19 protein-coding genes are annotated in these 22,942 nt (G+C 69.0%); 15 read left to right on the top strand and 4 right to left on the bottom strand.

Annotation, left to right across the window (positions count from 1 at the left end):
• The first annotated feature begins 40 nt into the window (after nucleotides 1-40).
• The 5 genes from recJ to ACR652_RS01450 all read left to right on the top strand — a co-directional run bounded on the left by recJ (nucleotide 41) and on the right by ACR652_RS01450 (nucleotide 6,161).
• Nucleotides 41-1,843 (top strand): single-stranded-DNA-specific exonuclease RecJ, encoded by a 1,803-nt coding sequence (gene recJ, locus ACR652_RS01470; protein WP_434504741.1) that lies wholly within the window; start codon nucleotides 41-43, stop codon nucleotides 1,841-1,843.
• Between the two features lie 291 nt (nucleotides 1,844-2,134).
• A complete protein-coding gene (locus ACR652_RS01465; RefSeq protein ID WP_434504740.1) occupies nucleotides 2,135-3,112 on the top strand; it encodes a septal ring lytic transglycosylase RlpA family protein in 978 nt (325 codons plus the stop codon).
• A 126-nt stretch (nucleotides 3,113-3,238) separates the two neighbouring features.
• Nucleotides 3,239-4,426 carry a D-alanyl-D-alanine carboxypeptidase family protein gene (locus tag ACR652_RS01460; protein ID WP_434504739.1) on the top strand — a complete coding sequence of 396 codons (1,188 nt, stop codon included), beginning with the start codon at nucleotides 3,239-3,241 and terminating at the stop codon, nucleotides 4,424-4,426.
• Entirely contained in the window at nucleotides 4,423-5,094 is a 672-nt protein-coding gene (gene tmk / locus ACR652_RS01455) for a dTMP kinase (RefSeq protein ID WP_434504738.1), read from the top strand. Before ACR652_RS01460 ends, tmk begins: the two co-directional genes overlap by 4 nt.
• Nucleotides 5,091-6,161, top strand: a complete 1,071-nt coding sequence (locus ACR652_RS01450) for a DNA polymerase III subunit delta' (RefSeq protein ID WP_434504737.1) — start codon at nucleotides 5,091-5,093, stop codon at nucleotides 6,159-6,161. The genes tmk and ACR652_RS01450 overlap by 4 nt, the downstream gene beginning before the upstream one ends.
• 142 nt (nucleotides 6,162-6,303) lie before the next feature.
• Here the strand turns inward: ACR652_RS01450 and ACR652_RS01445 are convergent, their stop codons facing one another.
• Nucleotides 6,304-7,539 (bottom strand): CCA tRNA nucleotidyltransferase, encoded by a 1,236-nt coding sequence (locus ACR652_RS01445; protein ID WP_434504736.1) that lies wholly within the window; start codon nucleotides 7,537-7,539, stop codon nucleotides 6,304-6,306.
• Nucleotides 7,536-7,793, bottom strand: a complete 258-nt coding sequence (locus ACR652_RS01440; RefSeq protein ID WP_434504735.1) for a DUF6111 family protein — start codon at nucleotides 7,791-7,793, stop codon at nucleotides 7,536-7,538. The genes ACR652_RS01445 and ACR652_RS01440 overlap by 4 nt, the downstream gene beginning before the upstream one ends.
• Before the next feature lie 342 nt (nucleotides 7,794-8,135).
• On the opposite strand from ACR652_RS01440, the gene ACR652_RS01435 reads away from it, so the two are divergent.
• The 7 genes from ACR652_RS01435 (at nucleotide 8,136) to ACR652_RS01405 (ending at nucleotide 17,936) form a co-directional block, all read left to right on the top strand.
• Complete coding sequence (locus ACR652_RS01435) at nucleotides 8,136-9,134, top strand: AAA family ATPase (RefSeq protein ID WP_434504734.1); 999 nt, start codon at nucleotides 8,136-8,138, stop codon at nucleotides 9,132-9,134.
• A gap of 352 nt (nucleotides 9,135-9,486) precedes the next feature.
• Nucleotides 9,487-10,407, top strand: a complete 921-nt coding sequence (locus tag ACR652_RS01430) for a DUF58 domain-containing protein (RefSeq protein ID WP_434504733.1) — start codon at nucleotides 9,487-9,489, stop codon at nucleotides 10,405-10,407.
• Nucleotides 10,407-13,187 carry a DUF4159 domain-containing protein gene (locus tag ACR652_RS01425; protein ID WP_434504732.1) on the top strand — a complete coding sequence of 927 codons (2,781 nt, stop codon included), beginning with the start codon at nucleotides 10,407-10,409 and terminating at the stop codon, nucleotides 13,185-13,187. The genes ACR652_RS01430 and ACR652_RS01425 overlap by 1 nt, the downstream gene beginning before the upstream one ends.
• 242 nt (nucleotides 13,188-13,429) lie before the next feature.
• Nucleotides 13,430-15,505, top strand: a complete 2,076-nt coding sequence (locus ACR652_RS01420; RefSeq protein WP_434504731.1) for a hypothetical protein — start codon at nucleotides 13,430-13,432, stop codon at nucleotides 15,503-15,505.
• 202 nt (nucleotides 15,506-15,707) lie between these two features.
• Nucleotides 15,708-15,890 (top strand): hypothetical protein, encoded by a 183-nt coding sequence (locus ACR652_RS01415; protein ID WP_434504730.1) that lies wholly within the window; start codon nucleotides 15,708-15,710, stop codon nucleotides 15,888-15,890.
• Between the two features lie 222 nt (nucleotides 15,891-16,112).
• Nucleotides 16,113-16,757 (top strand): methyltransferase domain-containing protein, encoded by a 645-nt coding sequence (locus tag ACR652_RS01410; RefSeq protein WP_434504729.1) that lies wholly within the window; start codon nucleotides 16,113-16,115, stop codon nucleotides 16,755-16,757.
• A gap of 66 nt (nucleotides 16,758-16,823) precedes the next feature.
• A complete protein-coding gene (locus ACR652_RS01405; RefSeq protein ID WP_434504728.1) occupies nucleotides 16,824-17,936 on the top strand; it encodes an anhydro-N-acetylmuramic acid kinase in 1,113 nt (370 codons plus the stop codon).
• A 12-nt stretch (nucleotides 17,937-17,948) separates the two neighbouring features.
• Here ACR652_RS01405 and ACR652_RS01400 read toward each other — a convergent pair whose 3' ends face one another.
• Together ACR652_RS01400 and ACR652_RS01395 are read right to left on the bottom strand one after the other, a co-directional pair.
• Complete coding sequence (locus ACR652_RS01400) at nucleotides 17,949-18,854, bottom strand: metallophosphoesterase (protein WP_434504727.1); 906 nt, start codon at nucleotides 18,852-18,854, stop codon at nucleotides 17,949-17,951.
• Nucleotides 18,855-18,904: 50 nt separating this feature from the next.
• Nucleotides 18,905-19,105 carry a hypothetical protein gene (locus tag ACR652_RS01395; RefSeq protein ID WP_434504726.1) on the bottom strand — a complete coding sequence of 67 codons (201 nt, stop codon included), beginning with the start codon at nucleotides 19,103-19,105 and terminating at the stop codon, nucleotides 18,905-18,907.
• Nucleotides 19,106-19,281: 176 nt separating this feature from the next.
• On the opposite strand from ACR652_RS01395, the gene ACR652_RS01390 reads away from it, so the two are divergent.
• From ACR652_RS01390 to ACR652_RS01380, 3 genes are all read left to right on the top strand, one after another.
• The gene (locus ACR652_RS01390) at nucleotides 19,282-20,058 is read left to right on the top strand and encodes a DUF1499 domain-containing protein (RefSeq protein ID WP_434504725.1); all 777 of its coding nucleotides are present in this window, start codon (nucleotides 19,282-19,284) and stop codon (nucleotides 20,056-20,058) included.
• A gap of 128 nt (nucleotides 20,059-20,186) precedes the next feature.
• Nucleotides 20,187-21,188 carry a pyruvate dehydrogenase (acetyl-transferring) E1 component subunit alpha gene (gene pdhA / locus ACR652_RS01385; RefSeq protein ID WP_434504724.1) on the top strand — a complete coding sequence of 334 codons (1,002 nt, stop codon included), beginning with the start codon at nucleotides 20,187-20,189 and terminating at the stop codon, nucleotides 21,186-21,188.
• Nucleotides 21,189-21,339: 151 nt separating this feature from the next.
• Nucleotides 21,340-22,761: a pyruvate dehydrogenase complex E1 component subunit beta gene (locus ACR652_RS01380; protein WP_434504723.1), complete on the top strand. Its 1,422-nt coding sequence runs from the start codon at nucleotides 21,340-21,342 to the stop codon at nucleotides 22,759-22,761.
• Nucleotides 22,762-22,942 lie beyond the last annotated feature (181 nt).

Raw genomic sequence — 22,942 nt, 5'->3', positions numbered from 1 at the left:
CGGATCGCGCCAAGCGATTTCAAAACCATCCAAGTTGAGTATGGCCCACTCCGCCGCAGACCCGCGCCCCTTCCTCGGCGTCGAACATTCCATACTGGGCCGGCCCTGGCGGGCGCGGCTCGATGCGGCCGGGGAGGCCACGGCGCTGGCGCTCACGCAGGCCCATGGGCTCGACGATCTGCTCGCCCGCGTCCTCGCCGGGCGCGGGGTCGGGCTGACCGAGGCCGCGCGCTATCTCGATCCCACCCTTCGCGATCTCATGCCCGACCCCTCGACGCTCACCGCCATGGACGAGGCCGTCGCCCGCATGGCCCGCGCCATCGAGACCGGCGAGCAGATCGCCATTTTCGGAGACTACGACGTCGACGGCGCCTGTTCCTCGGCGCTGCTGATCGACTATTGGCGGGCCGCCGGAGCGCCCGAGCCGCTGCTGCACATCCCCGACCGCATCTTCGAGGGCTATGGCCCCAACGCCGACGCCATCCGCATGCTGGCCGGGAAGGGCGCCACTCTGCTGATCACCGTGGACTGCGGCACGGTCAGCCACGAGCCCTTTGCTGTCGCCCGTGAGCTCGGCCTCGACGTGATCGTTCTGGATCACCACCAGGCGCCGGAGACGCTGCCGGAGGCGGTGATCGTTAACCCCAACCGCCAGGACGATCTCTCCGGGCAGGGCGGGCTCTGCGCGGCCGGGGTCGTGTTTCTGGCGCTGGCGGGGCTCACCCGCCTGTTGCGGACGAAGGGCTTCTGGGGCGAGGCCCGGCCCGCGCCCGACCTTCTCGCCGAGCTCGACCTCGTCGCCCTCGCGACGGTCGCCGACGTCGCGCCGCTCAGGGGGCTCAACCGGGCCTTCGTCGCCAAGGGGCTCTCGGTCATGCGCAACCGCGCCCGGCCGGGGCTCGCGGCGTTGATGGACGCCGCCCGAATGGATGGGCCGCCGCGCGCCTGGCACCTCGGCTTCGCGCTCGGGCCGCGCATCAATGCGGGCGGCCGGATCGGCGACGCCGGGCTCGGCGCGCGGCTTCTCACCCTCTCGGACACGATCGAAGCCGCCCGCATCGCACGGGAGCTGGACCGGCTGAACGGGGACAGGCAGGCCATCGAGAAGCAGACGCTGGAGGAGGCGGTCGCCCGCGCCGAGGCTCTGTTCGCCCGCACAAATCGCCTGTCCTGTATCGTCGTCGACGGCGGCGACTGGCATCCAGGCGTTGTCGGCCTGATCGCCGCCCGTCTCAAGGAGCGCTTCAACCTCCCTGCATTCGCCATTGCTTTTAATGGAGAAACAGGTTCAGGCTCAGGTAGAAGTTTAAGTGGCGTCGACATCGGCCGGGCGGTGCGCCGCTGCGTCGACGAGGGGCTTGCGATCAAGGGCGGCGGCCACGCCATGGCGGCGGGCGTCACTGTTTCGCGCGAGCGCCTGCCGGACTTCGCAGCCTTCATGAATGACACGCTGGCGGAGCCCGTCGAAGCCGTCCGCGCGGCGGACGCGCTCGTGATCGACGCAGCGCTGTCGGCGCGGGGGGTCACGCTCGATCTCTTGCGGCGGGTGGAGAAGGCAGGCCCATTCGGGCAGGGTAATCCCGAGCCTGTCTTCGCCCTGCCGGAACAGCGGCTGACGGATGCGACGGTGGTTGGCGAAGCCCATATCCGCGTCCGTCTGCGCTCCGGGGACGGGGCCAGCGTCGACGCCATCGCGTTCCGCGCGGTCGGTTCGCCGCTGGGCGAGGCGCTGCTGCGGGGACGCGGCGAGAGGTTCCATGTCGCCGCCAGGCTGTCCGAAAACAGCTTCCGGGGAGTGGAGCGGGTCGAGACGCGGCTTGTCGACCTTGCCCGGGCGCCGTGACTGTTGCCTTCATGACACAGGGCCGAGGCAAACAGGCAGGCAAGCGCGTTAAGGTTGACGTCGCCTGAATTCCGCCAGATTGTCGCCGCCTTTCAGCCTCAGCCGGGCCGTGACGTTAACGGCGAGTTAGAGGTTCGGGGACATATTCGGAGCGTTCGCCAGTCGCGGCCGAGGCAGGGCCGCGCGCCCGGCTTCCGCCGGGGCGGATGTTTTCCGATAGCGGCCACCCGAACGTCGCCTTCGACAAGGACCGTTTCGATGCCTTTTGCCGCATGCCGGGAGCTTGAGCGCTTGTTGACTGTCTCTCGTATGCCGATGATTTTCCTTCGCAGACCGGTCGCCCTTCTATCTCTTGCGGCGCTCGCGGGCTGCTCGTCGACGGCTCCCGGCGCCCGTTCTCCCATCCTGGCGAGCCTCAGCCAGGTCGACGCCCGCTACGGCGTCCGGGCGAGCCCGCGCGTCGTGGCGGACGGCGAGGAGGTCCCCAAGGGCGGCGGCAATTACATGGTCGGCAAGCCCTACAAGATCGCCGGCCAGACCTACGTGCCGAATGAGAAGCCCTATTCGGTGGTGGGCTCGGCGTCCTGGTACGGGTCCGACTTCCATGGCCGGCGGACGGCCAATGGCGAGGTGTTCGACCGTCAGTCGATCTCGGCCGCGCATCCGACCATGCCGCTTCCGAGCTACGCCCGCGTCACCAATCTCAAGAACTCCCGCTCGATGGTCGTCCGGGTGAACGATCGCGGCCCCTACCATGGCGGCCGCGTCATGGACGTGTCGCAGCGCGTGGCCGAGGCGCTCGATTTCCGCTCGGCGGGGACAGCCAAAATCAAGGTCGAGTGGATTGGCCGCGCCAATCTCGCCGGCGACGACGACGCCATGCTGCTGGCCACGCTGCGCGACGACGGCGAGCCGGCCCAGCTCGACGCCGGAGCCCCGGTGATGGTGGCGGCGAAGCAGGAGCCCGTCCGCACGGCCTCCGCCGGTTCGGGCGGCGATTACATCGCGCCCGGCGCCGATCTGCCGTCGCGCGAGACGGAGATGACCGCCTATGCCGCGCCGGAGGCCACGGCGGCCGCGGGCGCCGACGCGACCATCGTTCCGGCCCCGGCCGAGCAGCTCGACGTCGAGGCGACCGGCTCGACGCAGACGGGCAAACCGGAGCGGCCGTCCAGGTCGTTCGCGGTCGTGCCGATGCCGCCGGTGCGACCGGCGTCGCTCGGGAGCGACGACTCGCCTGCGCCGAGGCCGCCCCAGCGGCACGGGTGAGCGGCGGGGCAGGGCGCGCGGGCGGCCTCCGAGAGGCTTGCGGCTCATTGCATTTTTAATTCTGCGGCGGCATTCTTCTGTTGCGTCGCCGTATCCGCGCGATCGCATGTCAGCGGAGCATGCGCCTTGTTCGACCTTATTCCCAGAAAAGCGATCGCCTTAACTGTCTTGTTCTTTACAGCCCTTCTCGCCGGCGCGGTCTCGGCGCAGCCATTTCAGACGAGCGCCCCGCATGCGATCCTGATCGACGCGGCCACCAATACGGTTCTCTTCGAAAAAGGCGCCGACGATCTGGCGACGCCCGCCTCGACGGTCAAGATCATGACCGCCGAGATCGTTTTTCGCGAGCTGGCCGAAGGCCGTCTGAAGCTGACCGACCAGTTTCCCGTGTCCGAATACGCCTGGCGCAACGGCGGCGCGCCGGCCGGCGGTTCGGCCATGTTCCTCAAGGTCAACAGCAGCGCCAGCGTCGAAGACCTGCTGCGCGGGCTTCTGATCGATTCCGGCAATGACGCGGCGCTGGTGCTGGCCGAGGGGCTGGCGGGCTCCGAGGAAGCTTTCGTCATACGCATGAACAAGCGCGGTGGCGAGCTGGGGCTCGTGAAGTCGCGCTTTGGAAATCCGTGGGGCAAGGCCGGCGACGACCAGAAGGTGACGGCGCGGGAGATGGCGAAGCTCGCCCTCCATGTCATCGAAACCTATCCTGACTATTATAAATATTTCGGCGAGAAGGAGTTCACCTGGAACAACATCCGCCAGCAGAACCGCAATCCGCTGCTCACCATGAGCATCGGAGCCGACGGGCTGAAGACCGGTAATATCGAGAAGGGCGACTTCGGCATCGTCGGCTCGGCGGTTCAGGACGGCCGCCGGCTGATCGTCGCGGTCTATGGCGCCAAGACGGCCAAGGAGCGCGCCGAGGAGGCGCGCAAGCTGCTGGCCTGGGGTTTCCGCAATTTCGAGGAGCGGGAGCTGTTCAAGGCCGGCGAGAGCGTCGGACCGGCGCAGATCTATGGCGGAACGCAGGGCTCGGTCGAGTTGCGCGCGGCGAAGGACGTGAAAGTGCTCCTGCCGCGCGGCGCGACCGAGCGGCTGGCCGGCAAGATCGTCTATGAGGGGCCGGTGATCGCCCCGGTGACCGAGGGGCAGAAAATCGGCCGGCTGGAAATCCGGCGCGGCGCCAGCGTCGTTCTGGAGCAGCCGCTCGAGGCGCGCGAGGCGGTCGACGAGGGGTCCCTCTCGCGGCGCGCTTTCGACGCCGTTTACGAGTATGCTGCTGCAAAAATCCACGAGAAGTTGTCGGCGAAGAAATGACGGGAGCCGGAAAAGGGCGGTTCATCACCTTCGAGGGCGGAGAGGGCGTCGGCAAATCGACGCAACTCGAACGCCTTGCCGCACATTTGCGGGCGCGCGGGCTCGAAGTGGTGACGACGCGCGAGCCGGGCGGCACGCCGAAGGCCGAGGCGCTTCGGAAAGTCTTGCTCGCCGGCCGCATCGCGCCGTTCGGGCCGCTCGCCGAGGCCGCGCTGTTCGGCGCGGCGCGCCTCGATCACGTGGAACGGCTCATCGCCCCGGCTCTGGCGCGCGGCGCCTTTGTTCTCTGCGACCGCTTCACCGACTCGACCCGGGCCTATCAGGGTGCGCGCGGCGGGGTGGAGCCGCAGACGCTGGCCTTGCTGGAGCAGGCCGCCGTCGGCGATCTGCGCCCGGACCTCACCTTCATTCTCGATCTGCCGCCGCGGGTGGGAATGGCCCGCGCGGCCGAGCGGCGCGTGGCGACGGGTCTGAAGGCGGATCGCTTCGAGTCCGAGGACGCCGCCTTTCACGAAGGGCTGCGCCGCGCCTTTCTCGACATCGCCGAGCAGCAGCCGGAGCGTTGCTGCGTCATTGACGCCGGCCAGCCGGTCGACGACGTCGCCCGCGCCATCCGCCAGCTCGTCGAGGCGCGTTTCCTCGACACGCAGGCCGCCGCGGCGCAATGAGCAAGGCTCCCGCGGGTCCGCCGGAAAGCGACCGTTTCGACGAGGTCCCGCATCCGCGCGAGACGCTCGCGCTCTTCGGCCATGCGGCGGCGGAGCGCGAACTGCTCGACGCCTATCGGCGCAACCGGCTCGCGCAGGCCTGGATCATCGGCGGCCCCGAGGGGATCGGCAAGGCCACGCTCGCCTGGCGGTTCGCCCGCTTCCTGCTCGCCCATCCCGACCCCTCGGCGCCGGACGCGCAGGCGGCTGATACGCTCGCCGTGCCGGAAAGCCACCCCGCCGCGCGGCGCGTCGCGACCATGGCGCTGGCCGACATCTTCCTCCTGCGGCGCGAGTGGAACGAGAAGACCAAGAAGCATTTCACCGAAATACGGGTCGACGACGTCCGCGAGATTACCCGCGCCTTTCATCAGGGCTCGGGCATGGGCGGTTGGCGCGTGGCCATCATCGACTCCGCTGACGACCTCAACCGCAGCGCCGCCAATGCGCTGCTGAAGCTGATCGAGGAGCCGCCGGAGCGGTCGCTGTTCCTGCTCGTGGCGCATCAGCCGGGCCGCATTCTGCCGACGATCCGCTCGCGCTGCCGCAAGCTCATGCTCGGCGCATTGACGCAGGAGGAGACGGTCGCCGCCGTCGAGGCGCTCGGGCCGCCGTGGAGCGAGCAGGGCGCCGACATCGCCGCCGCCGCCGCCCGCGCCGAGGGCTCGGTGCGCGAGACCCTGCGGCTGCTCGGCGGCGACGCCATGGCGTTCGACACAACTGTCGGGCGGCTGCTGCAAAGCCTGCCGCGCGTCGACTGGCTGGGCGTGCACATGCTCGCCGACCGACTGACCGGGCGCGACAACGAGGCTTCTTACGAGACGTTCATGCGCGCCCTTGAGCGGCATCTCGACGCCCGCGTGAAAACCCTGTCGCAGGGCGGCGCGCCGCCGGCGCGGCTGATCGGCTACGCCCGCGCCTGGGACGACATTCGCAGCCTTGCGCGCGAGACCGAGGTGTTCAATTTCGACAAGAAAGCGATGGTGCTGGGGGTGTTCGACCGGCTGGCCAAGGCGGAGGCCGCCTGACCCCCACCCCTCCTGTTGCGGCTCAACCCCCACCCCAACCCTCCCCCGTTTCACGGGAGAGGGAGCAGATTCGCGTCCGCCCCGAGAATGCCGACCGCGAGCGTCCCCTCTCCCGTGAAACGGGGGAGGGACAGGGAGGGGGTCACTCGGCTCCCTGCACAGCCTCTTCCAGCAGTTGCTGTAAAACCACCGGGTCGCGGGGGAAACCGGCGCGAATCCATTTCGCCTGAAGCGACTTCAGCACCGTCCCGAGCTGGCGGCCGGGCGTCACGCCGCGCGCGATGAGGTCGGCGCCCCGGATTGGAAAGACTGGCGCGGGCGTCTCGTCGAGATAGCGGAGAGCCTCCAGCCAGCGCGGATCGTCGGGCGAGGCGCCGCTTTCCGCGAAGGCGAGCGCCAGCGCGTCCGCGGCGGCGCGCGAGCCGGACAGAAACAGCATCTCGCGAAGATGGGAGACCGGCGGCGGCGCCTCGCGCCCGTGCAGCGGCGCCAGCGTCCGGGCGGCGGCGGCAAGGAGGGCGTGTTCGTCGTTCGACAGGCGCATGCGGATGCGCAGGCGATCGGCGTCCTCGACGGTGAGCACGGAAAATGCGGCGAGGCGCAGCAGGGCGTCGCCCTTTTGGCCCCGTGCGGCCTCGACGGCGGCGAGGCGCTCCAGCCGCGCCGGATAGCCCATGCCGAGCAGCACCTCGATGATCCCCGCCTGCGACATGACCCGCATGATCTCCGGCGCGCGGCGGGCGGGCAGCAGCTTGACGATCTCGGCGCGGATGCGCTCGCGCGACAGGCGCGAGAGATTGTCGCGCGCGAGGATCGCCTGATGCAGGCCCTCGGGGTCGAAGCCGCCTTCGCCATGCGAGGCGTTGAAGCGGAAGAAGCGCAGCACGCGCAGATAATCCTCGCGGATGCGCGTGGCCGCGTCGCCGATGAAGCGGATGCGCCGGGCGGCCAGATCCTCCAGCCCGCCCGTGTAATCGTGAAGCCTGCCGTCGGGCGTCAGCGACAGCGCGTTGACCGTGAAATCCCGGCGCCTGGCGTCCTGCTCGAAATCGCCGCCAAAGCGGACGATGGCGTAGCGGCCGTCGGTCTCGACGTCCTCGCGCAGCGTGGTCACCTCGAACGGCGTGCCGGCGACGACGATCGTCACCGTGCCGTGCTCAATCCCGGTCGGGACGCCCTTCAGCCCCGCCGCCCGCGCCGCCGCCAGCACGGCCTCGGGCAAAGCGGTGGTGGCGAGGTCGATCTCATGCGGCGGCAGGCCGAACAGCGCGTCGCGCACGGCGCCGCCGACGACACGGGTCTCGGCGCCGGTCTTCGCCAGAGCGGCGAAGAGCGTGGCGAGCCGGGGATCGTCCAGGAGACGCTCGGCTCCGCTCATCTGAAGGCGCCCGGCACGAGGCGGCCGTTTTCGACATGGGCCGGAACATAGGCGCCCTGTTCGCGCCAGGTGAAGGCGAGCGTCACCATGCCGGCGATGGCGCAGACCAGTCCCGCGATCGTCAGGGCGGTGACGACGCGCCCGTGCCAGAGCTCGGCGACGAAGGGCCAGCGCCGCTGCAAAAGCTGGAATGCGACATAGGCGACAAAGGGCGTGAGGAAGAGGAGGGCGGTTTCAAGAAATGCGCGCCACATGGGCGAAGGACTTTCGGGCGAGGGACTTGCAGGGGCAGGGACGTTCGAACATGCGTCTTCAAACGCCTATATACATGCTTTTCGCGCAGGCGGGCGCATCCGCGCAAAATGACGCTCCGCGTCCAATTCGAGGAAGAGCCGGAAACGATTGATTTTTCTCGCCGACAGGTTTAACCGCGACAGACTTCCCGCGCGTGCGACGGCCAGGCCGACGACCGTCCAGACTCGCGACGGCGGAAGCGTTTCCCGCGAAAACGGCGCGCCCTACGTGAAAAACGGTGCAATCGCGGGCGCCAGTCCCTATCTTCTCTCCAACCGTGGCAGATGGACCGTCCCGCGCTCATGAATTCGATCAACATCGCGCCTTCCGAAACCGCCGCCGCCGAACTGGCTGACCGCGCCCTCGACCACATCGGCCGCGCCCGCGCCGCCATCGGCGCCGTGATCTTCGGCCAGGACGAGGTCGTCGAGCAGGCGCTCGTCACCATTCTCGCCGGAGGCCATGGCCTGCTCGTCGGCGTGCCCGGCCTCGCCAAGACCAAGCTGGTCGAGACGCTGGGCAAGGCGCTGGGCCTGGCCGAGCAGCGCGTGCAGTTCACGCCGGACCTGCTGCCCGCCGACATCATCGGCTCGGAAGTGCTGGAGGAGGGCGCCGACCGCTCGCGCGCCTTCCGCTTCATCAAGGGGCCGATCTTCGCGCAGCTCCTGATGGCGGACGAGATCAACCGCGCCTCGCCGCGCACACAGTCGGCGCTGTTGCAGGCGATGCAGGAGCATCACGTCAGCGTCGCCGGCAAGCGCTACGACCTGCCACGCCCCTTCCATGTGCTGGCCACGCAGAACCCGCTGGAGCAGGAGGGCACCTATCCGCTGCCCGAGGCGCAGCTCGACCGCTTCCTGTTGCAGATCGACGTGCATTACCCGGACCGCGAGAGCGGGCGCCGCGTGCTGCTCGCCACGACGGGCGAACAGGCGCCCGAGGCCATGCAGGCCCTCGACGCCGAAGAGCTGATGGCGACGCAGCGCCTCGTGAGGCGCCTGCCGGTCGGCGACAAGGTCGTCGACGCCATCCTCGATCTGGTGCGCGCCGCGCGCCCGGACGAGGGCGATCCCGCGATCGCGCCGCATGTCGCCTGGGGTCCGGGGCCGCGCGCCGCGCAAGCGCTGATGCTCGCCACCCGCGCCCGCGCGCTGGTGACCGGCCGTCTGGCGCCCTCGCTCGACGACGTGGCGGCGCTGGCGGCGCCGGTGCTGCGCCACCGCATGGCGCTGAATTTCGCCGCCCGCCGCGAAATGAGCGTGTCGGATGTGATCGACAAGCTGGTGGCGCGGATCGGGTGAGATCGGTGGAGAACCCCGGCGCCCCCTCCCTGTCCCTCCGCCGCCAAAGGGCGGCTTTCGAGGCGCCGGTCATGCGGCTCGACACACCGATGCAACCCGGGCAGTCGGGCTTCGTCAACAGCGCCGATGCAGCCCGATCCCTCCCCTTTACGGGGAGGGTGGCCCCGCCGTCAGGCGGGGTCGGGTGGGGTCAGCCGCAACAGCCTCAGAGCGGAGAGAACCCCACCCATCGCGCTTCGCGCGCTACCCTCCCCGTAAAGGGGAGGGACGAGAACACGCGGATTGCCGCTTCTCTCGATGGGTCGATGCGATTTGAAGTCGCCATTCGGCCATGTCGGCGGGGGCTCTCGCCATGATCCGCCCCATCGAAACCCGCTCCTACAACCCCGCGACCGGCGCCCATGCCGACGGCGCATCGGCGGCGACGCTGTCCGAGAGCCTGCCGCGACTCGTCAATCGCGCCCATGAGATCGCGGCGAGCGTGGCCTATGGCGTCCATGGCCGCCGACGCGCCGGGCTCGGAGAGACCTTCTGGCAATACCGGCCGTTCGCAAATGGCGAGGCCGCGCATCGTATCGACTGGCGACGCTCGGCGCGCGGCGACCAGCTTTACGTGCGCGAGCGCGAGTGGGAAGCGGCCCATGATTATTTCCTCTGGATGGACTGCTCGCCCTCCATGGCCTTCGCCTCGTCGCTGGCGCAGGACGACAAGCTCGCGCGCGGCGTGACGCTCGGACTCGCGCTGGCCGACGTGCTCGTGCGCGGCGGCGAGCGCGTCGCGGCGCTGGGTTACACCGGGCCGATCTCGGCGCGCGACGTCATCGATCGGCTGGCGCGCGCGCTCTTCGACCACGCCGCCGACGCCGCGAAGGACGAATTGCCCCCCGACGCGCCGCTGCGCCCGCGCGCCCGCGTCGTGCTGATCTCCGACTTCCTCACCGACCTGGACGCGCTCTCGGCGCGGCTGCATCGCTATGTCGACGCCGGCGCCACGGGCGCGCTGCTGATGGTGATCGACCCCTGCGAGGAAAGCTTCCCCTTCACCGGGCAGACGATGTTCCGCGACACGGACGGCGGGCCGTCGTTTCGCGCGGGCGACGCGGGCGGGCTGCGCAGGGCCTACGCCAAACGCTTCGACGCCCATCGCGAGGCGGTGCGGGCGGCGGCGCGGGAGACGGGCTTTCTCTTTCTCCAGCACCACACCGACCGGCCGGCGGCCGAAGCCGCGCTGACGCTGGCCATGGGCCTGCATGGCGTCGAGGAGGAAGCCTGATGGGCGGCTTCTCCTTCGCCGCGCCGCTGGCGCTCCTTGGCCTCGCGAGCCTGCCGCTGATCTACTGGCTGCTGCGCGTGACGCCCCCGCGCCCGCGCGAAATCGTCTTTCCGCCGACAAAAATCCTGCGCGAGCTGCGGCCGGAGGAGGAAACGCCGGCAAAAACGCCCTGGGGGCTCTTGCTGCTGCGCCTCGCCCTGGCGGCGGCGCTCGTCGTCGCGATGGCCGGGCCGGTCTGGACCCCCGCCGGAACCATCGCCGCTTCCGCCGCGCCGACGCTGCTCGCGCTGGACGACGGCTGGGCGGCGGCGCCCGCATGGGACCGGCGCGTCGCGGCGGCCGTCACGATCATCGAGAGCGCCGCGCGGGGTGGGGCGCCGGTGGCGGTCCTGCCGCTCTCCGAGACCGCGACGCCAACGCTCGGCGACGCCGCGCGCGCGCTGGAAAAGCTGCGCTCGGCGCGGCCCCGGCCGTATCTTCCTGATCGCCGCGCCCCCGCCGAGGCGGTGGCGGCCTTCGTGAAGGCCAACCCGAAGGGCCGGATCGTCTGGATCAGCGACTCGCTCGCGGAAGGCGAGGCGGGCGCTTTCGCCGCCGCGCTGAAGACGGCGGCCGACGCGGGCGCCCGCGTCGAGGTCCTCACCGACGACCATGCGCCGCTCGCGCTCGCCGCGCCCGCCAATGACGCCGCGTCGCTGACCGTCGACGTGCTGCGCGCCGACGCCGCCGGTCCCGGCTCCGCGACCGTCACGGCCCATGACTCGAAGGGCCAGATCATCGGCCAGAGCCAGGTCTCTTTCGGGGCCGCGCTGCGGATCAAAGCCCAGCTCGATCTTCCGGTGGAGCTGCGCAACGACGTGAGCCTGCTGCGTGTCGCGGGAGAGGCCTCGGCCGGCGCCGTGGCGCTGCTCGACGCCCGCTCGAAGGTGCGGCGCGTGGCGGTCGTGGGCGGGGCGGGGCTCGACGAGGCGCAGCCGCTGCTGTCGCCGGTCTATTATCTGGACAAGGCGCTGGCCCCCTTTGCGCAATTGCGCGAGGCGCGGCCGGGCGCCGTCGATCCGGTGCTGACGCTCCTGGCCGAGCGGCCCAATGTCGTCGCGCTCGCCGACGTCGGCCTCGCGCCGGGCGAGACCTATGACGCGCTCAGCCGCTTCGTCGAAGAAGGCGGGACGCTGATCCGTTTCGCCGGCCCGCGCCTCGCCAATGCGGGGGACGATCTTCTGCCGGTGCGGCTGCGGCGCAACGGCCGCGTGCTCGGCGGCGCCATGTCGTGGGAGACACCGAAGGCGCTGGCCGATTTCGAGCCGGCCTCGCCCTTCTACGGCCTGCCGGCCTCGAAGGATGTGAGCGTCCAGCGGCAGGTGCTGGCGGAGCCCGACCCCGGCCTCGTGCGCAAGACATGGGCGCGGCTCTCCGACGGGACGCCGCTGGTCACGGCCGAGCGACGCGGCAAGGGGCTGATCGTGCTGTTCCACGTCAACGCCGACACGAGTTGGTCCAACCTGCCGATTTCGGGCCTTTTCGTCGACATGCTGAAGCGCGTCTGCGCCATGGCGGGCGAGTCCGCGCCTCTGCAGGGAGACGACGAGTCCGCCGCCACGGCGGGCGACGCGCGCGTCTACGCGCCGCTGAAGACGCTTGATGGTTTTGGCGCCCTCGGCGCGCCGGCCCCCAACGCTCAGGCCATCCCCGCGCATGTCGAGGCGCGCGCCAGCGCCGAGCATCCGCCAGGGCTCTATGGCGCGGGCGACGCCGTCGTCGCCGTGCAGACGCTCCAGCAGGGTGACTCCCTCTCCCGTTTCGATTTCAAGGCCGCCGGTCTGTCGGCGACCCAGCTCGGGGCGGGCGCGCCGGTCGATTATCGCGGCCCGCTGCTCGCGGCGGCGATCCTCGCCTTTCTTGCCGACTCGCTGATCGTGCTGGTTCTCTCCGGCAAGCTGCGGCTGCGGCCGATCATGGCGGCGGCGTCCGCGCTGCTGATCTTCGGGGCGGTCGCCCAGGCGCCCGAGGCGCGCGCGCAGACCGCCGCCACGCAGCGCGACAGGGAGGCGGCGCTCAATGCGCGTCTGGCCTATGTTGTCTCCGGCGATCCGAAGGTGGACGAGACGTCGCGCATGGGTCTCGACGGGCTCTCGCGGGCGCTGTCGCTGCGGACCTCCTTCACGCCCGCCAAGCCTGCCGGGGTGGACCCGGCGAAGGACGAACTCGCCTTTTACCCGATGCTCTACTGGCCGGTCGTCGCGTCCGCGCCGCAGCCCTCGGCGCGGACGGCCGCGCGGGTGACCGCCTATATGAAGCAGGGCGGCACCATCATTTTCGACACGCGCGACGCGATCAATCAGCGGCCCGGCGACGCGCCGACGCCCGAGGCGCAGTGGCTGCGGGAGTTTTCAAAGAACCTCGACACTCCCGAACTGGAGGTCGTGCCGCGCGATCATGTGATCACCAAGACCTTCTATCTGCTCGACGGCTTCGTCGGCCGCTATTCCGGCGGCGAGACATGGGTGGAGGCGCTGCCGCCGGAGGCGAAGGATCAGGCCGCGCGGCCTGTGCGCGCCACGGACAGCGTCTCGGCGATCGTGATCACCTCCAACGATCTCGCGGCGGCCTGGGCCGTGGACAAGCATGGCCAGCCGGCGTTCCCGCTCACGCCGGGCGGCGCGCGGCAGCGCGAGCTGGCGTTGCGGGGCGGGGTCAATCTGGTGATGTACACGCTGACGGGGAATTACAAATCCGATCAGGTGCATGTGCGGGATCTGCTGGAGAGGCTCGGGCAGTGATGAAAGCGCCGATGCAACTCCGGTGGCCGGGCTTTGCCCGCAATGCCGACGCAGCCCCATCCCTCCCCTTTACGGGGAGGGTGGCCCGGCGAAGCCGGGTCGGGTGGGGTCGGCCCCATCAGCGCCGTGGCGGCGCGGACCCCACCCGTCGCGCTGCGCGCGCCACCCTCCCCGTAAAGGGGAGGGATTCGAGCCCCAGGACTGTCATACATGGGGACAAGCGCCTGGGGCCAAGGCCTTAAATGACCGACCTCAACATTGCCTTCGCCCCCCTCCTGCCATGGCCGCTGCTCGCGGCGCTGGCGCTTCTGGCTGTCGTCGTCCTCATCCTCGGCGCGGCGCTGGGGCAGCGCGCCACGATCCTGCGCGCCTTCGGCCTCGCCCTGGCGCTGGCGGCGCTGACCGATCCCTCGCTGCTGCGCGAAAAGCGCGACCCGCAGAAAACCGTCGTCGCGGTCGTCATCGACAAGAGCGAGAGCCAGAATTTCGGCGCCCGTGCGGCGCAAACGGAGGAGGCGCGCAAGGCGCTCGAAAACGCGCTCGCCAAATTCGGCGACGTCGAAACCCGCTTCGTCACCGCTGCCAATGACGCCAGCGGCAATGACGGCACCAAGCTCTTCGGGGCGTTGGAGCAGGCGCTCAAGGACGTGCCGCCGGAGCGCGTCGGCGGCGCGCTGCTGGTGACGGACGGCGTCGTTCACGACATCCCCGCCAAAGCCGAGGCGCTCGGCTTTCGCGCGCCGGTTCATGCGCTGATCACCGGCAGGGAGGGCGAGCGCGACCGGCGCATCGAACTCGTGGAGGCGCCGAGATTCGGCATCGTGGGCAAGGATCAGACGATCCGCGCCCGCGTCGTGGACACGGGCGGGAATGGCGCCCGCGCGCCGATCACCGTGCGCCGCGACGGCGAACAGCTCCCGACCTATAGCCCCGCGCCCGGCGACATCGTCAATATTCCGGTCAGGATCACCCATGGCGGCGCCAATATCGTCGAGCTGGAAGTCCCGCCCGCGCCCGGCGAAATCACGCTCGCCGATAACAAGGCGGTGGTGACGATCGAGGGCGTGCGCGACCGGCTCAAGGTGCTGCTCGTCTCCGGCGAGCCGCATCCGGGCGAGCGCGCCTGGCGCAATCTGCTGCGCGCCGACGCCAATGTGGAGCTGGTGCATTTCACCATTCTGCGCCCGCCGGAAAAGCTTGACGTCACCCCGGCGAGCGAACTCGCGCTGATCGCCTTTCCGACCGCCGATCTCTTCGGGCGCAAGATCAACGAATTCGATCTGATCATCTTCGACCGCTATTCGAACCAGACGCTGCTGCCCTCCGTCTATTTCGACAATATCGCCCGCTTCGTGGAAAACGGCGGCGCCTTTCTCGCGGCGGTGGGGCCGGATTACGCGACGACGCAGGGCCTTTATTACTCGCCGCTGGAAAACCTGCTGCCGGCGCGGCCCGATGGATCGCTCTACGAGCAGGCGTTCAAGGCGCGGGTCAGCAAGGACGGCGAGAAACATCCGGTCACGCGCGGATTGCCGGGCGCCAGGGTCGAACCGCCGCAATGGGGCCAGTGGTTCCGGCAGGTCGACGCCGAGGTTCTGAAGGGCCATTCGATCCTCTCCGGCGCCCATGACAAGCCGCTGCTGGTGCTCTCGCATGAAGGCAAGGGCAGGGTGGCGCTGCTGCTCACCGATCAGATCTGGCTGTGGGCGCGCGGCTATGACGGCGGCGGACCCAACGCCGACCTCACCCGGCGGCTCGCGCATTGGCTGATGAAGGAGCCCGATCTCGAGGAAGAGGCGCTGCGCGCCGAGGCGCATGGCCGCGAAGTGACGATCGAACGCCAGACGCTCAAGGACGAGGCGGCCCCCGTGACCGCCACGGCGCCCTCCGGCGCGCAGCGGCAGGTGACGCTGCGCCAGAGCGCGCCGGGCCTGTGGCGCGCGCCGCTGGACGCCGCCGAAATGGGGCTGTGGCGGTTCGAAAGCGACGGGCTGACGGCGCTGGTGAATGTCGGCCCCGCCAATCCGCGTGAGTTCCGCGAGGTGGCCTCAACGACCGAGAAGCTGCAACCGCTTGCGGAGGCGACGGGCGGGACGGTGCGGCGCCTCAGCCGGGCAAGCGACGCGGTCGTCATGCCGCGCATCGTGGAGCTGAACGACGCCAATCACTACGGCGGCGGCGACTGGATCGGCGTCCGCCAGACGGGCGCCTCGACGCTGGTGGGCGTGGAGGTCGCGCCGCTCGGGCTCGGCCTGTGGGCGATGCTGGCGCTGCTGAGCGTCGTCGTGACGGCCTGGGCGTGGGAAGGGCGACGGTAGAGCGCGGGGCGGGGTGTTTCTTGTCCTCGCCCCCTCCCCAACCCTCCCCCGCTTCGCGGGAGAGGGAGCAAATTGCCGGCTCCATCGAGAGTGCGGATCGTGAGCGTCCCCTCTCCCGCTTGCGGGGGAGGGTCAGGGAGGGGGCCGAGACGATGAAAGCGCCTATATGGCCGTAGGCAACTTCCAAAAACGGAGCCCCGCCATGCAAGGCGCAGACGTCTCGGATTTCGCCCGCCAGTTGTATCAAGCCCACGGCCCCAAAGCCGTCGCCGAAGCGGCGCAGAAAGCGCTCAGCCTTGAACAGCAGGGCAAGGCGGAAGAAGCCAAAACCTGGCGGCGAATCGAGGCGACGCTCAAGGAAATGCTCGGCCCGCATCAGAGCTGAGCCCAAACGAGCGCGTCGTCCATTGTGGTCCGCGGCGGGACGCCGCGGCCCCGGATGCGGACGGCCGAAAATCACGATTACAACCTAGGGTAGTGACATATTGTCATGCCCAAGGTAAAGACCCCTCCAGGGGGCGTGCCCGTCTTTCGCAAATCCGGCGCTGGTGAAGCGACGCTTCTGCAAGGACGAGGCGAGCAGCGGGTTCTGGGCAAGGGGTTCGAAATGCACAAAAGTTCTCTGCTTCGCATGGAGTGGTTCACCGAGACTTTTCTTCCCCGTGACGAACGCCGGCTGAAGATTCTCGACGTCGGCAGCTACAATGTGAATGGCTGCTACAGGGACTATTTCCCGCAGGACCGTTTCGATTACACCGGCCTCGACATGCAGGCCGGTCCAAATGTCGATATCGTGCCGAAATCACTCTACAGCTGGAAGGAAATCGACTCGGATTCCTTCGATGTCATTATCTCGGGCCAGGTTTTCGAGCACTCGGAATTCTTCTGGCTGACCGCCGCTGAGATGACGCGCGTCCTGAAGAAGGACGGCTATATGTGCGTCATCGCCCCCAACGGGTTTCTTGAGCACCGTTATCCTGTCGACTGCTGGCGCTTTTTCACTGACGGCATGATCGCCATTGCGCGCTATCTCAATCTGGACGTACTGCACGCCCACACCAATTGCGCGCCGTCTCCGGAGCACGCCGACTGGTACAGCAAGGTCAAGGCCGACGCCATGCTCGTCGCGCGCAAGCCCTATGCCGGCAAGGCGCAAACCGTCGACCCCGAGACCTGCCAATGCGTCCCCGCCGATCAGGTCACGGTCCGGTCCGGGCTCATCCCGTTCCAGGAGCCTGTCCGGCGGAAGTGACCCGGCGCTAGGGAAATCCGGGCGCCTGCTGCTAATCTGCCGCTGCTTTCACGGGAGATTCGCCCTTTGCCTCTCTATCGCGCCATCGGCCTCATGTCCGGCACGTCCATGGACGGCGTGGATGTCGCGCTGGTCGAGACCGATGGGGAGGCGGCCGTCTCCTTCGGGCCGACCGGCCATTACCCCTATAACGACGCTGACCGCGCGCTGCTGCGCAATGCGCTCGCGGAGGCCGCGACGCTCGAGAATCGCGACGCGCGGCCGGGCGTCCTTGCCTTCGCCGAGCGCATGGTGACGGACCGACACGCCGAAGCGGTCGAGACCTTTCTGCGCGACAACGCCCTCGAACCCGGAAGCATTCAGGTCGTCGGCTTCCACGGCCAGACCGTGCTGCACAGGCCGAAGCAGAAGCTCACCATCCAGATCGGCGACGGACAGGCGCTCGCGGAGCGGCTCGGGATCGACGTCGCCTTCGACTTCCGCGCCGCCGACATCGCCTCGGGAGGCGAGGGGGCGCCGATCGTGCCGGTGTTCCACCGCGCGCTGGTCATGGCCGGCGGCATGAAGGGCGAGGTCGCGCTCCTCAATATCGGCGGCGTCGCCAATGTCACCTATGTGGCCGACGGCGAGCAGCCGATCGCCTGCGACACAGGCCCCGGCAATGCGCTGATCGACGATCTGATGCTCCAGCGCACGGGCGCGCCGATCGACCGCCACGGCCATATGGCGGCGCGCGGACGGGTCAATGAGGCGGCGCTGTTGCGCTTGCTGGCCCACCCGTTCTTTGACGTCCCTCCGCCCAAGTCGCTCGATCGCAACGCCTTCTCGCTCGATCCCGTGGCCCGGCTCGCCACGGAGGACGCCGCGGCGACGCTCACCGCCTTCACGGCGGCTTCGGTGCTGCGGCTGTTTCCGCATCTGCCGACGCAGCCGCAGTTGCTCATCGTCTGTGGCGGCGGGGCGCGCAATCCGATCCTCGTGCGCGAACTCGTGATGCGTCTGCCGTGCAAGGTGACGACCGCCGACGCCGTCGGCTGGTCGGCCGATTCGATGGAGGCGCGGGCCTTCGCCTATCTTGCCGCGCGTGTGCTGGAAGGGTTGCCGCTCACCTTTCCGACAACCACCGGCGCGCCCGAGCCGCTGGCCGGCGGGCGGATCGCGCGGGCGGCGTCCAACTGAGTCTCGGGCCTGTCACGCGGTCGCCGCGCTCGTCACCGTCACTTCAACGATTTCCGGCGGGCGCATGAAGCGCACCGGCAGGATCGACTCGCCGAGGCCGCCGGAAATCACGAGATGCCGGTCGTCGGCGGCGTAATGTCCGTAGACCATATCCGGCCGCCAGTGTCGCAGCTCGGCGACGACGGGACCGAGCAGCGGCAGATTGATCTGGCCGCCATGGGTGTGTCCGGAGAGCGTCAGCGCGACCCGGCGGGGCACGCGGTCGAAGATGAAAGGCTCATGCGCCAGCAGAATCGCGGGGGCGTCGTCGCTCACCTGCGCCAGCGTCGCGTCGAGATCGTCGCGCCCTGTCCAGCCGCCGCGCCCCTCGAAAAATTCGGCGAGCTGGTCGCCCAGTCCGAGCAGCCAGAACGGCTGGCCATTCTTCTCGAGTCGCAGCGCGTCGTTTTCATAGACGCGCGCGCCCATGCGCCGGAGCGCGCGCCGGGCGCCCTCCGCGCCGTCGCCTTCGTCGCTCGGAAGCGGCCCATGCCACCAGTCGTGATTGCCGAGCACGGCGTGGACGCCGAGCGGCGCCTTCAGAACGGACAACGCCTCCGCCCATTGGTCGGGGCGCACGGGGCCGGTGACGAGATGCGTCCCCGCCGAATAATCGCCGAGCAGCGCGACGAGATCGGGAGACAGCGCGTTGGCGGCCTCGGCGATCTTGCGGATGCGGGACGCCGGCATCCACGGCTCGCAGGCGTGGAGATCGGTGAGGACGGCGATTCGCAAGGTGAGGTCCGCCGGCCAGTCCTTCGGCGTTACGCGATAGCGCGTGACGTCGAGGAAAAAATTGGGTTCCAGCACGACGGAATAGACCGCGCCCGCAAGCGCGACGCTCGCGGGCAGGCGCAAGAAGGCGCGGCGATCGATCATCCGGAAGGCTCCCAGAGGCAAAGGCCAAGCCTGGCCCTGGGCGCCTTGTATCAGGCTGCGATGTGCTCGCCCAGCGGCGCCCAGCTATAATCGGCCGGCGCGGCGTCTGTTCCGCCTTCCAGCGGATAGGCGACTTCCAGCGCGGCGGCGACGGCCGAAATGCCGATCTCGCGGTACAGCCGCGCAAGGAGATCATGGGGATGGCCGCCGGTCTGCAACTCGGGGGACTCGACTGAATACTGTTCCGACATGGCGGGGTCTCTACGCTTGACGCTCGTGAACAAGGCGGTCACCAATTCCCTCAACTTCGCCACATTTGCTTAATGCGGCGCTAATGCGGCGGATGATTCGAAGAGCGTGCGTTGCTTTTCGTCGCGCCATTGGCGAAAAATAAGAAAATCCACAATGAGCGAGGCCGATTTTTCCCATGCGTCGCACACTTCCGCCGGAGCCATGGTCCCGGGCCGCCCTGTGGAGTCGCAGCGTCGCGGTGTTCGCCGCGACGGTCGCCCTGTTGTCGGTGCTGCTGGCGCGGCTGAAGATCATCACGCCGGTGTCCGCGCTGGCGTCGCTCGGCGCCGCGGTCGCGCTGGCGCTCGTCGCGCTTCTTCTGGTCGGCGCGGCCTGGGTCGTGATCTGGCGCTCGGGCCGGCGCGGCGCGGGAGCGGCCTTCGCGGGCGCGCTGATCGCGCTCGCCACGCTCGCCTATCCCTCCTGGCTCGCCGTCGAGGCGGTCCGCCTGCCGGTTCTGGCGGATATTTCCACCGACATCGCCAATCCGCCCTATTTCTCGCTGTCCCGCGCAGCCTATGAGGCGCGCGACGGCTTCCAGCCCAAGGGCGTCACACAAAAGGCGCGCGAGAAGCAACGCGCCGCCTATCCGGACGTCGAGCCCATTGTCGTCGATCTCGATGCGGACGAGGCTTTCGCCCTGGTGCTGAAAACCGCGAAGGCGATCGGCTGGAAGGTCGTCGACCAGCGCCCGCCGGGCGGACGCACGGGCGAGGGCCACGCGGATTTCGTCGACAAGACGCTCGTCATGGGCCTCGACGAGGACGTCACCGTGCGGCTGAAGCCGCTGCCTGGCCAGACGCGCATCGACCTGCGCGCCGCTTCCCGCTACGGCCGCCACGATTTCGGAGCCAACGCCAAGCGGATCACCGCCTTCGCGGAGGAATTGCAGACGCAGCTCGACGCGAAGTGACGACCCGCGCCGCCGCCCTCGCGGGCGATCGGGTTGCGGCGGAATTGAGCCGCCCTCGTCTTTGAATTGCGACTCTGGTATTGTTCCGCTCGTTCTCCAAATAACGGTTGGGAGGCCGAGAACAGCCGATGGCGAATGCAGGCGAGGGCGCGAGCGCCGCTCAATCCGTTCCACCGTTCACACGCGACGAAGAGCTTTCCGCCTTGCGCGCGATGCTGCTCATCCGCCGATTCGAGGAGAAGGCGGGGCAGCTTTACGGCATGGGCGTCATCGCGGGCTTCTGCCATCTCTACATCGGTCAGGAAGCCGTCGTCGTCGGCGCCAAGATGGCGGCGCGCGAGGGTGACGAGTTCACCACGAGCTATCGCGACCACGGCCACATGCTCGCCAGCGGAATGGACGCCAGGGGCGTCATGGCCGAACTCGCCGGCAAGCGCGGCGGCTATTCCAAGGGCAAGGGCGGCTCGATGCACATGTTCTCGCGGGAGAAGAGTTTCTTCGGCGGGCACGGCATCGTGGGCGCGCCGGCGCCGATCGGCGCGGGCGTCGCCTTCGCCAACGCCTATCGCGGCGACGGCCGCGTGTCCTTGACCTTCTTCGGCGAGGGCGCCGCCAATCAGGGCCAGGTCTACGAGACCTTCAATATCGCGGCCTTGTGGAAGCTGCCGGTGATCTTCATCGTCGAGAACAATCGCTACGCCATGGGCACGTCGCTGACCCGCGCCGCGGCGCAGACGGACTTCGCCATGCGCGGCGCCGCCTTCGGAATCCCCGGCAAGCAGATCGACGGCATGGATGTGCGCGTCGTGCGCGCGGCGGTGGCCGAGGCGCTCGACTGGGCGCGCGCGGGGAAGGGCCCCTATCTCCTCGAAGTGCAGACCTACCGCTATCGCGGCCACTCCATGTCCGACCCGGCGAAATATCGCTCGAAGGAAGAAGTGCAGAAGATGCGCGAGGAGCACGATCCGATCGAACAGGTGCGCCTGCGTCTGCTCGCGGACGGCGTGGGCGAGGACGTGCTGAAGAAGATCGACGCCGACGTTCGCAAGATTGTCGCGGAGGCGTCAGACTTCGCGATGAATGACAAGGAGCCGGACCCTTCCGAGCTTTATACGGACGTGCTGGCGTGAAGGCCGAGGATTTGATGCAAGCTGGTTTTACCCCCTCCCTGTCCCTCCCCCGCGTTGCGGGAGAGGGGACGCTCACGATCAGCGCTCTCTGTGAAGCACAGCTCTGCTCCCTCTCCCGCGACGCGGGGGAGGGTTGGGGAGGGGGCCTGGCATGACCGTGAACGTTCTCATGCCCGCGCTGTCTCCGACCATGGAGCAGGGCAAGCTCGCCAAATGGCTCAAGGCCGAAGGCGACGAGGTCAAGGCCGGCGACGTCATCGCCGAGATCGAGACCGACAAGGCCACAATGGAGGTCGAGGCGGTCGACGAAGGCGTGCTCGCCCGCATTCTCGTGCCGGGCGGCACGGAGAATGTCGCGGTCAACACGCCGATCGCGGTGATCGCCGCGGACGGGGAGGATGTCTCCGCCGCGCCGCCGCCGCCCGCCGCAAAGGCTCCCCCGCCGCCGAGCGCGCCGCAGGACGAGCCCGGCGAGGCCAACAAGGCCCGCACCGAAGCCTCCGTGGAAGCGGCCGCTCCGGCGCCGAAAGCGGTGAGCGTCGCCGCGCCGCCGTCGATCACGGCCGCGCCGGAGATCCCCGTCGGCACCACCATGATTCCCATGACGATGCGCGAGGCGCTGCGCGACGCCATGGCCGAGGAAATGCGCCGCGACCCCAATGTCTTCATCATGGGCGAGGAGGTCGCGGAATATCAGGGCGCCTACAAGGTCACGCAGGGGCTGTTGCAGGAATTCGGCCCCATGCGCGTGCGCGACACGCCGATCACCGAATATGGATTCGCGGGCATCGGCGTCGGCGCGGCCTTCGCGGGCCTGCGTCCGATCGTCGAATTCATGACCTTCAATTTCTCCATGCAGGCCATCGACCACATCGTGAATTCGGCCGCCAAGACGCTCTACATGTCGGGCGGGCAGATCAACAGCCCGATCGTGTTTCGCGGGCCGAACGGGGCGGCGGCGCGCGTCGGCGCGCAGCACAGCCAGGATTACGCCGCCTGGTATTCGCAGGTTCCCGGCCTCATCGTCATTTCGCCGTCCAACGCCAGCGACGCCAAGGGCCTGCTGAAAGCCGCGATCCGCAACAATAATCCGGTGGTCTTCCTCGAAAACGAGATTCTCTACGGCAAGACCTCCGAAGTGCCGGCGCTGGAGGATTTCGTCCTGCCCATCGGCAAGGCCCGCATCGCGCGGCCGGGCACGGATGTCACGCTGGTGTCCTATTCGATCGGCATGACCTATGCGCTCGGCGCCGCCGAAGAGCTGGCGAAGGAGGGCGTCGAAGCCGAGGTCATCGACCTGCGCACGCTGCGTCCGATGGATAGCGCGACGGTGATCGAGTCGGTCAGGAAGACCGGCCGCTGCGTCGCCATCGAGGAGGGCTGGTCGCAGTGCGGCATATCGGCCGAGATCGCGACCCGCGTGCAGCAGGAAGCGTTCGATTATCTGGACGCGCCGGTGGCCCGCGTGACTGGCAAGGACGTTCCCATGCCTTACGCCGCCAATCTCGAAAAGCTGGCCCTGCCGAACGTCGCCGAAGTGGTCGCGGCGGCGAAGGCCGTCCTTTATCGGTAGGCCGTCATGCCTCGCGGAAACGCCATGACTGTCGCCGCCATACCCGCCATTTGCGGCAGGCCAGGCGCGCCGGGCTACGCCAGAAACGCTGACGCAGCCCCATCCCTCCCCTTTACGGGGAGGCTGGCGCGCGGAACGCGCGACGGGTGGGGTTCGCACCGCTCTATGGCTGTTTCGGCTA

Source organism: Methylocystis sp. (assembly GCF_051061225.1).
Taxonomy (GTDB): domain Bacteria; phylum Pseudomonadota; class Alphaproteobacteria; order Rhizobiales; family Beijerinckiaceae; genus Methylocystis.
This window is presented reverse-complemented; position numbering and strand designations above follow the sequence as displayed.

Bases quoted from the DNA above. Each gene is read 5' to 3' on its own strand.
- recJ (WP_434504741.1), top strand. From the start codon at position 41: ATGGCCCACTCCGCCGCAGACCCGCGCCCCTTCCTCGGCGTCGAACAT.
- tmk (WP_434504738.1), top strand. From the start codon at position 4,423: ATGACGGGAGCCGGAAAAGGGCGGTTCATCACCTTCGAGGGCGGAGAG.
- ACR652_RS01450 (WP_434504737.1), top strand. From the start codon at position 5,091: ATGAGCAAGGCTCCCGCGGGTCCGCCGGAAAGCGACCGTTTCGACGAG.
- ACR652_RS01445 (WP_434504736.1), bottom strand. From the start codon at position 7,539: ATGAGCGGAGCCGAGCGTCTCCTGGACGATCCCCGGCTCGCCACGCTC.
- ACR652_RS01440 (WP_434504735.1), bottom strand. From the start codon at position 7,793: ATGTGGCGCGCATTTCTTGAAACCGCCCTCCTCTTCCTCACGCCCTTT.
- ACR652_RS01435 (WP_434504734.1), top strand. From the start codon at position 8,136: ATGAATTCGATCAACATCGCGCCTTCCGAAACCGCCGCCGCCGAACTG.
- ACR652_RS01430 (WP_434504733.1), top strand. From the start codon at position 9,487: ATGATCCGCCCCATCGAAACCCGCTCCTACAACCCCGCGACCGGCGCC.
- ACR652_RS01425 (WP_434504732.1), top strand. From the start codon at position 10,407: ATGGGCGGCTTCTCCTTCGCCGCGCCGCTGGCGCTCCTTGGCCTCGCG.
- ACR652_RS01420 (WP_434504731.1), top strand. From the start codon at position 13,430: ATGACCGACCTCAACATTGCCTTCGCCCCCCTCCTGCCATGGCCGCTG.
- ACR652_RS01415 (WP_434504730.1), top strand. From the start codon at position 15,708: ATGCAAGGCGCAGACGTCTCGGATTTCGCCCGCCAGTTGTATCAAGCC.
- ACR652_RS01410 (WP_434504729.1), top strand. From the start codon at position 16,113: ATGCACAAAAGTTCTCTGCTTCGCATGGAGTGGTTCACCGAGACTTTT.
- ACR652_RS01400 (WP_434504727.1), bottom strand. From the start codon at position 18,854: ATGATCGATCGCCGCGCCTTCTTGCGCCTGCCCGCGAGCGTCGCGCTT.
- ACR652_RS01395 (WP_434504726.1), bottom strand. From the start codon at position 19,105: ATGTCGGAACAGTATTCAGTCGAGTCCCCCGAGTTGCAGACCGGCGGC.
- ACR652_RS01390 (WP_434504725.1), top strand. From the start codon at position 19,282: ATGCGTCGCACACTTCCGCCGGAGCCATGGTCCCGGGCCGCCCTGTGG.
- pdhA (WP_434504724.1), top strand. From the start codon at position 20,187: ATGGCGAATGCAGGCGAGGGCGCGAGCGCCGCTCAATCCGTTCCACCG.
- ACR652_RS01380 (WP_434504723.1), top strand. From the start codon at position 21,340: ATGACCGTGAACGTTCTCATGCCCGCGCTGTCTCCGACCATGGAGCAG.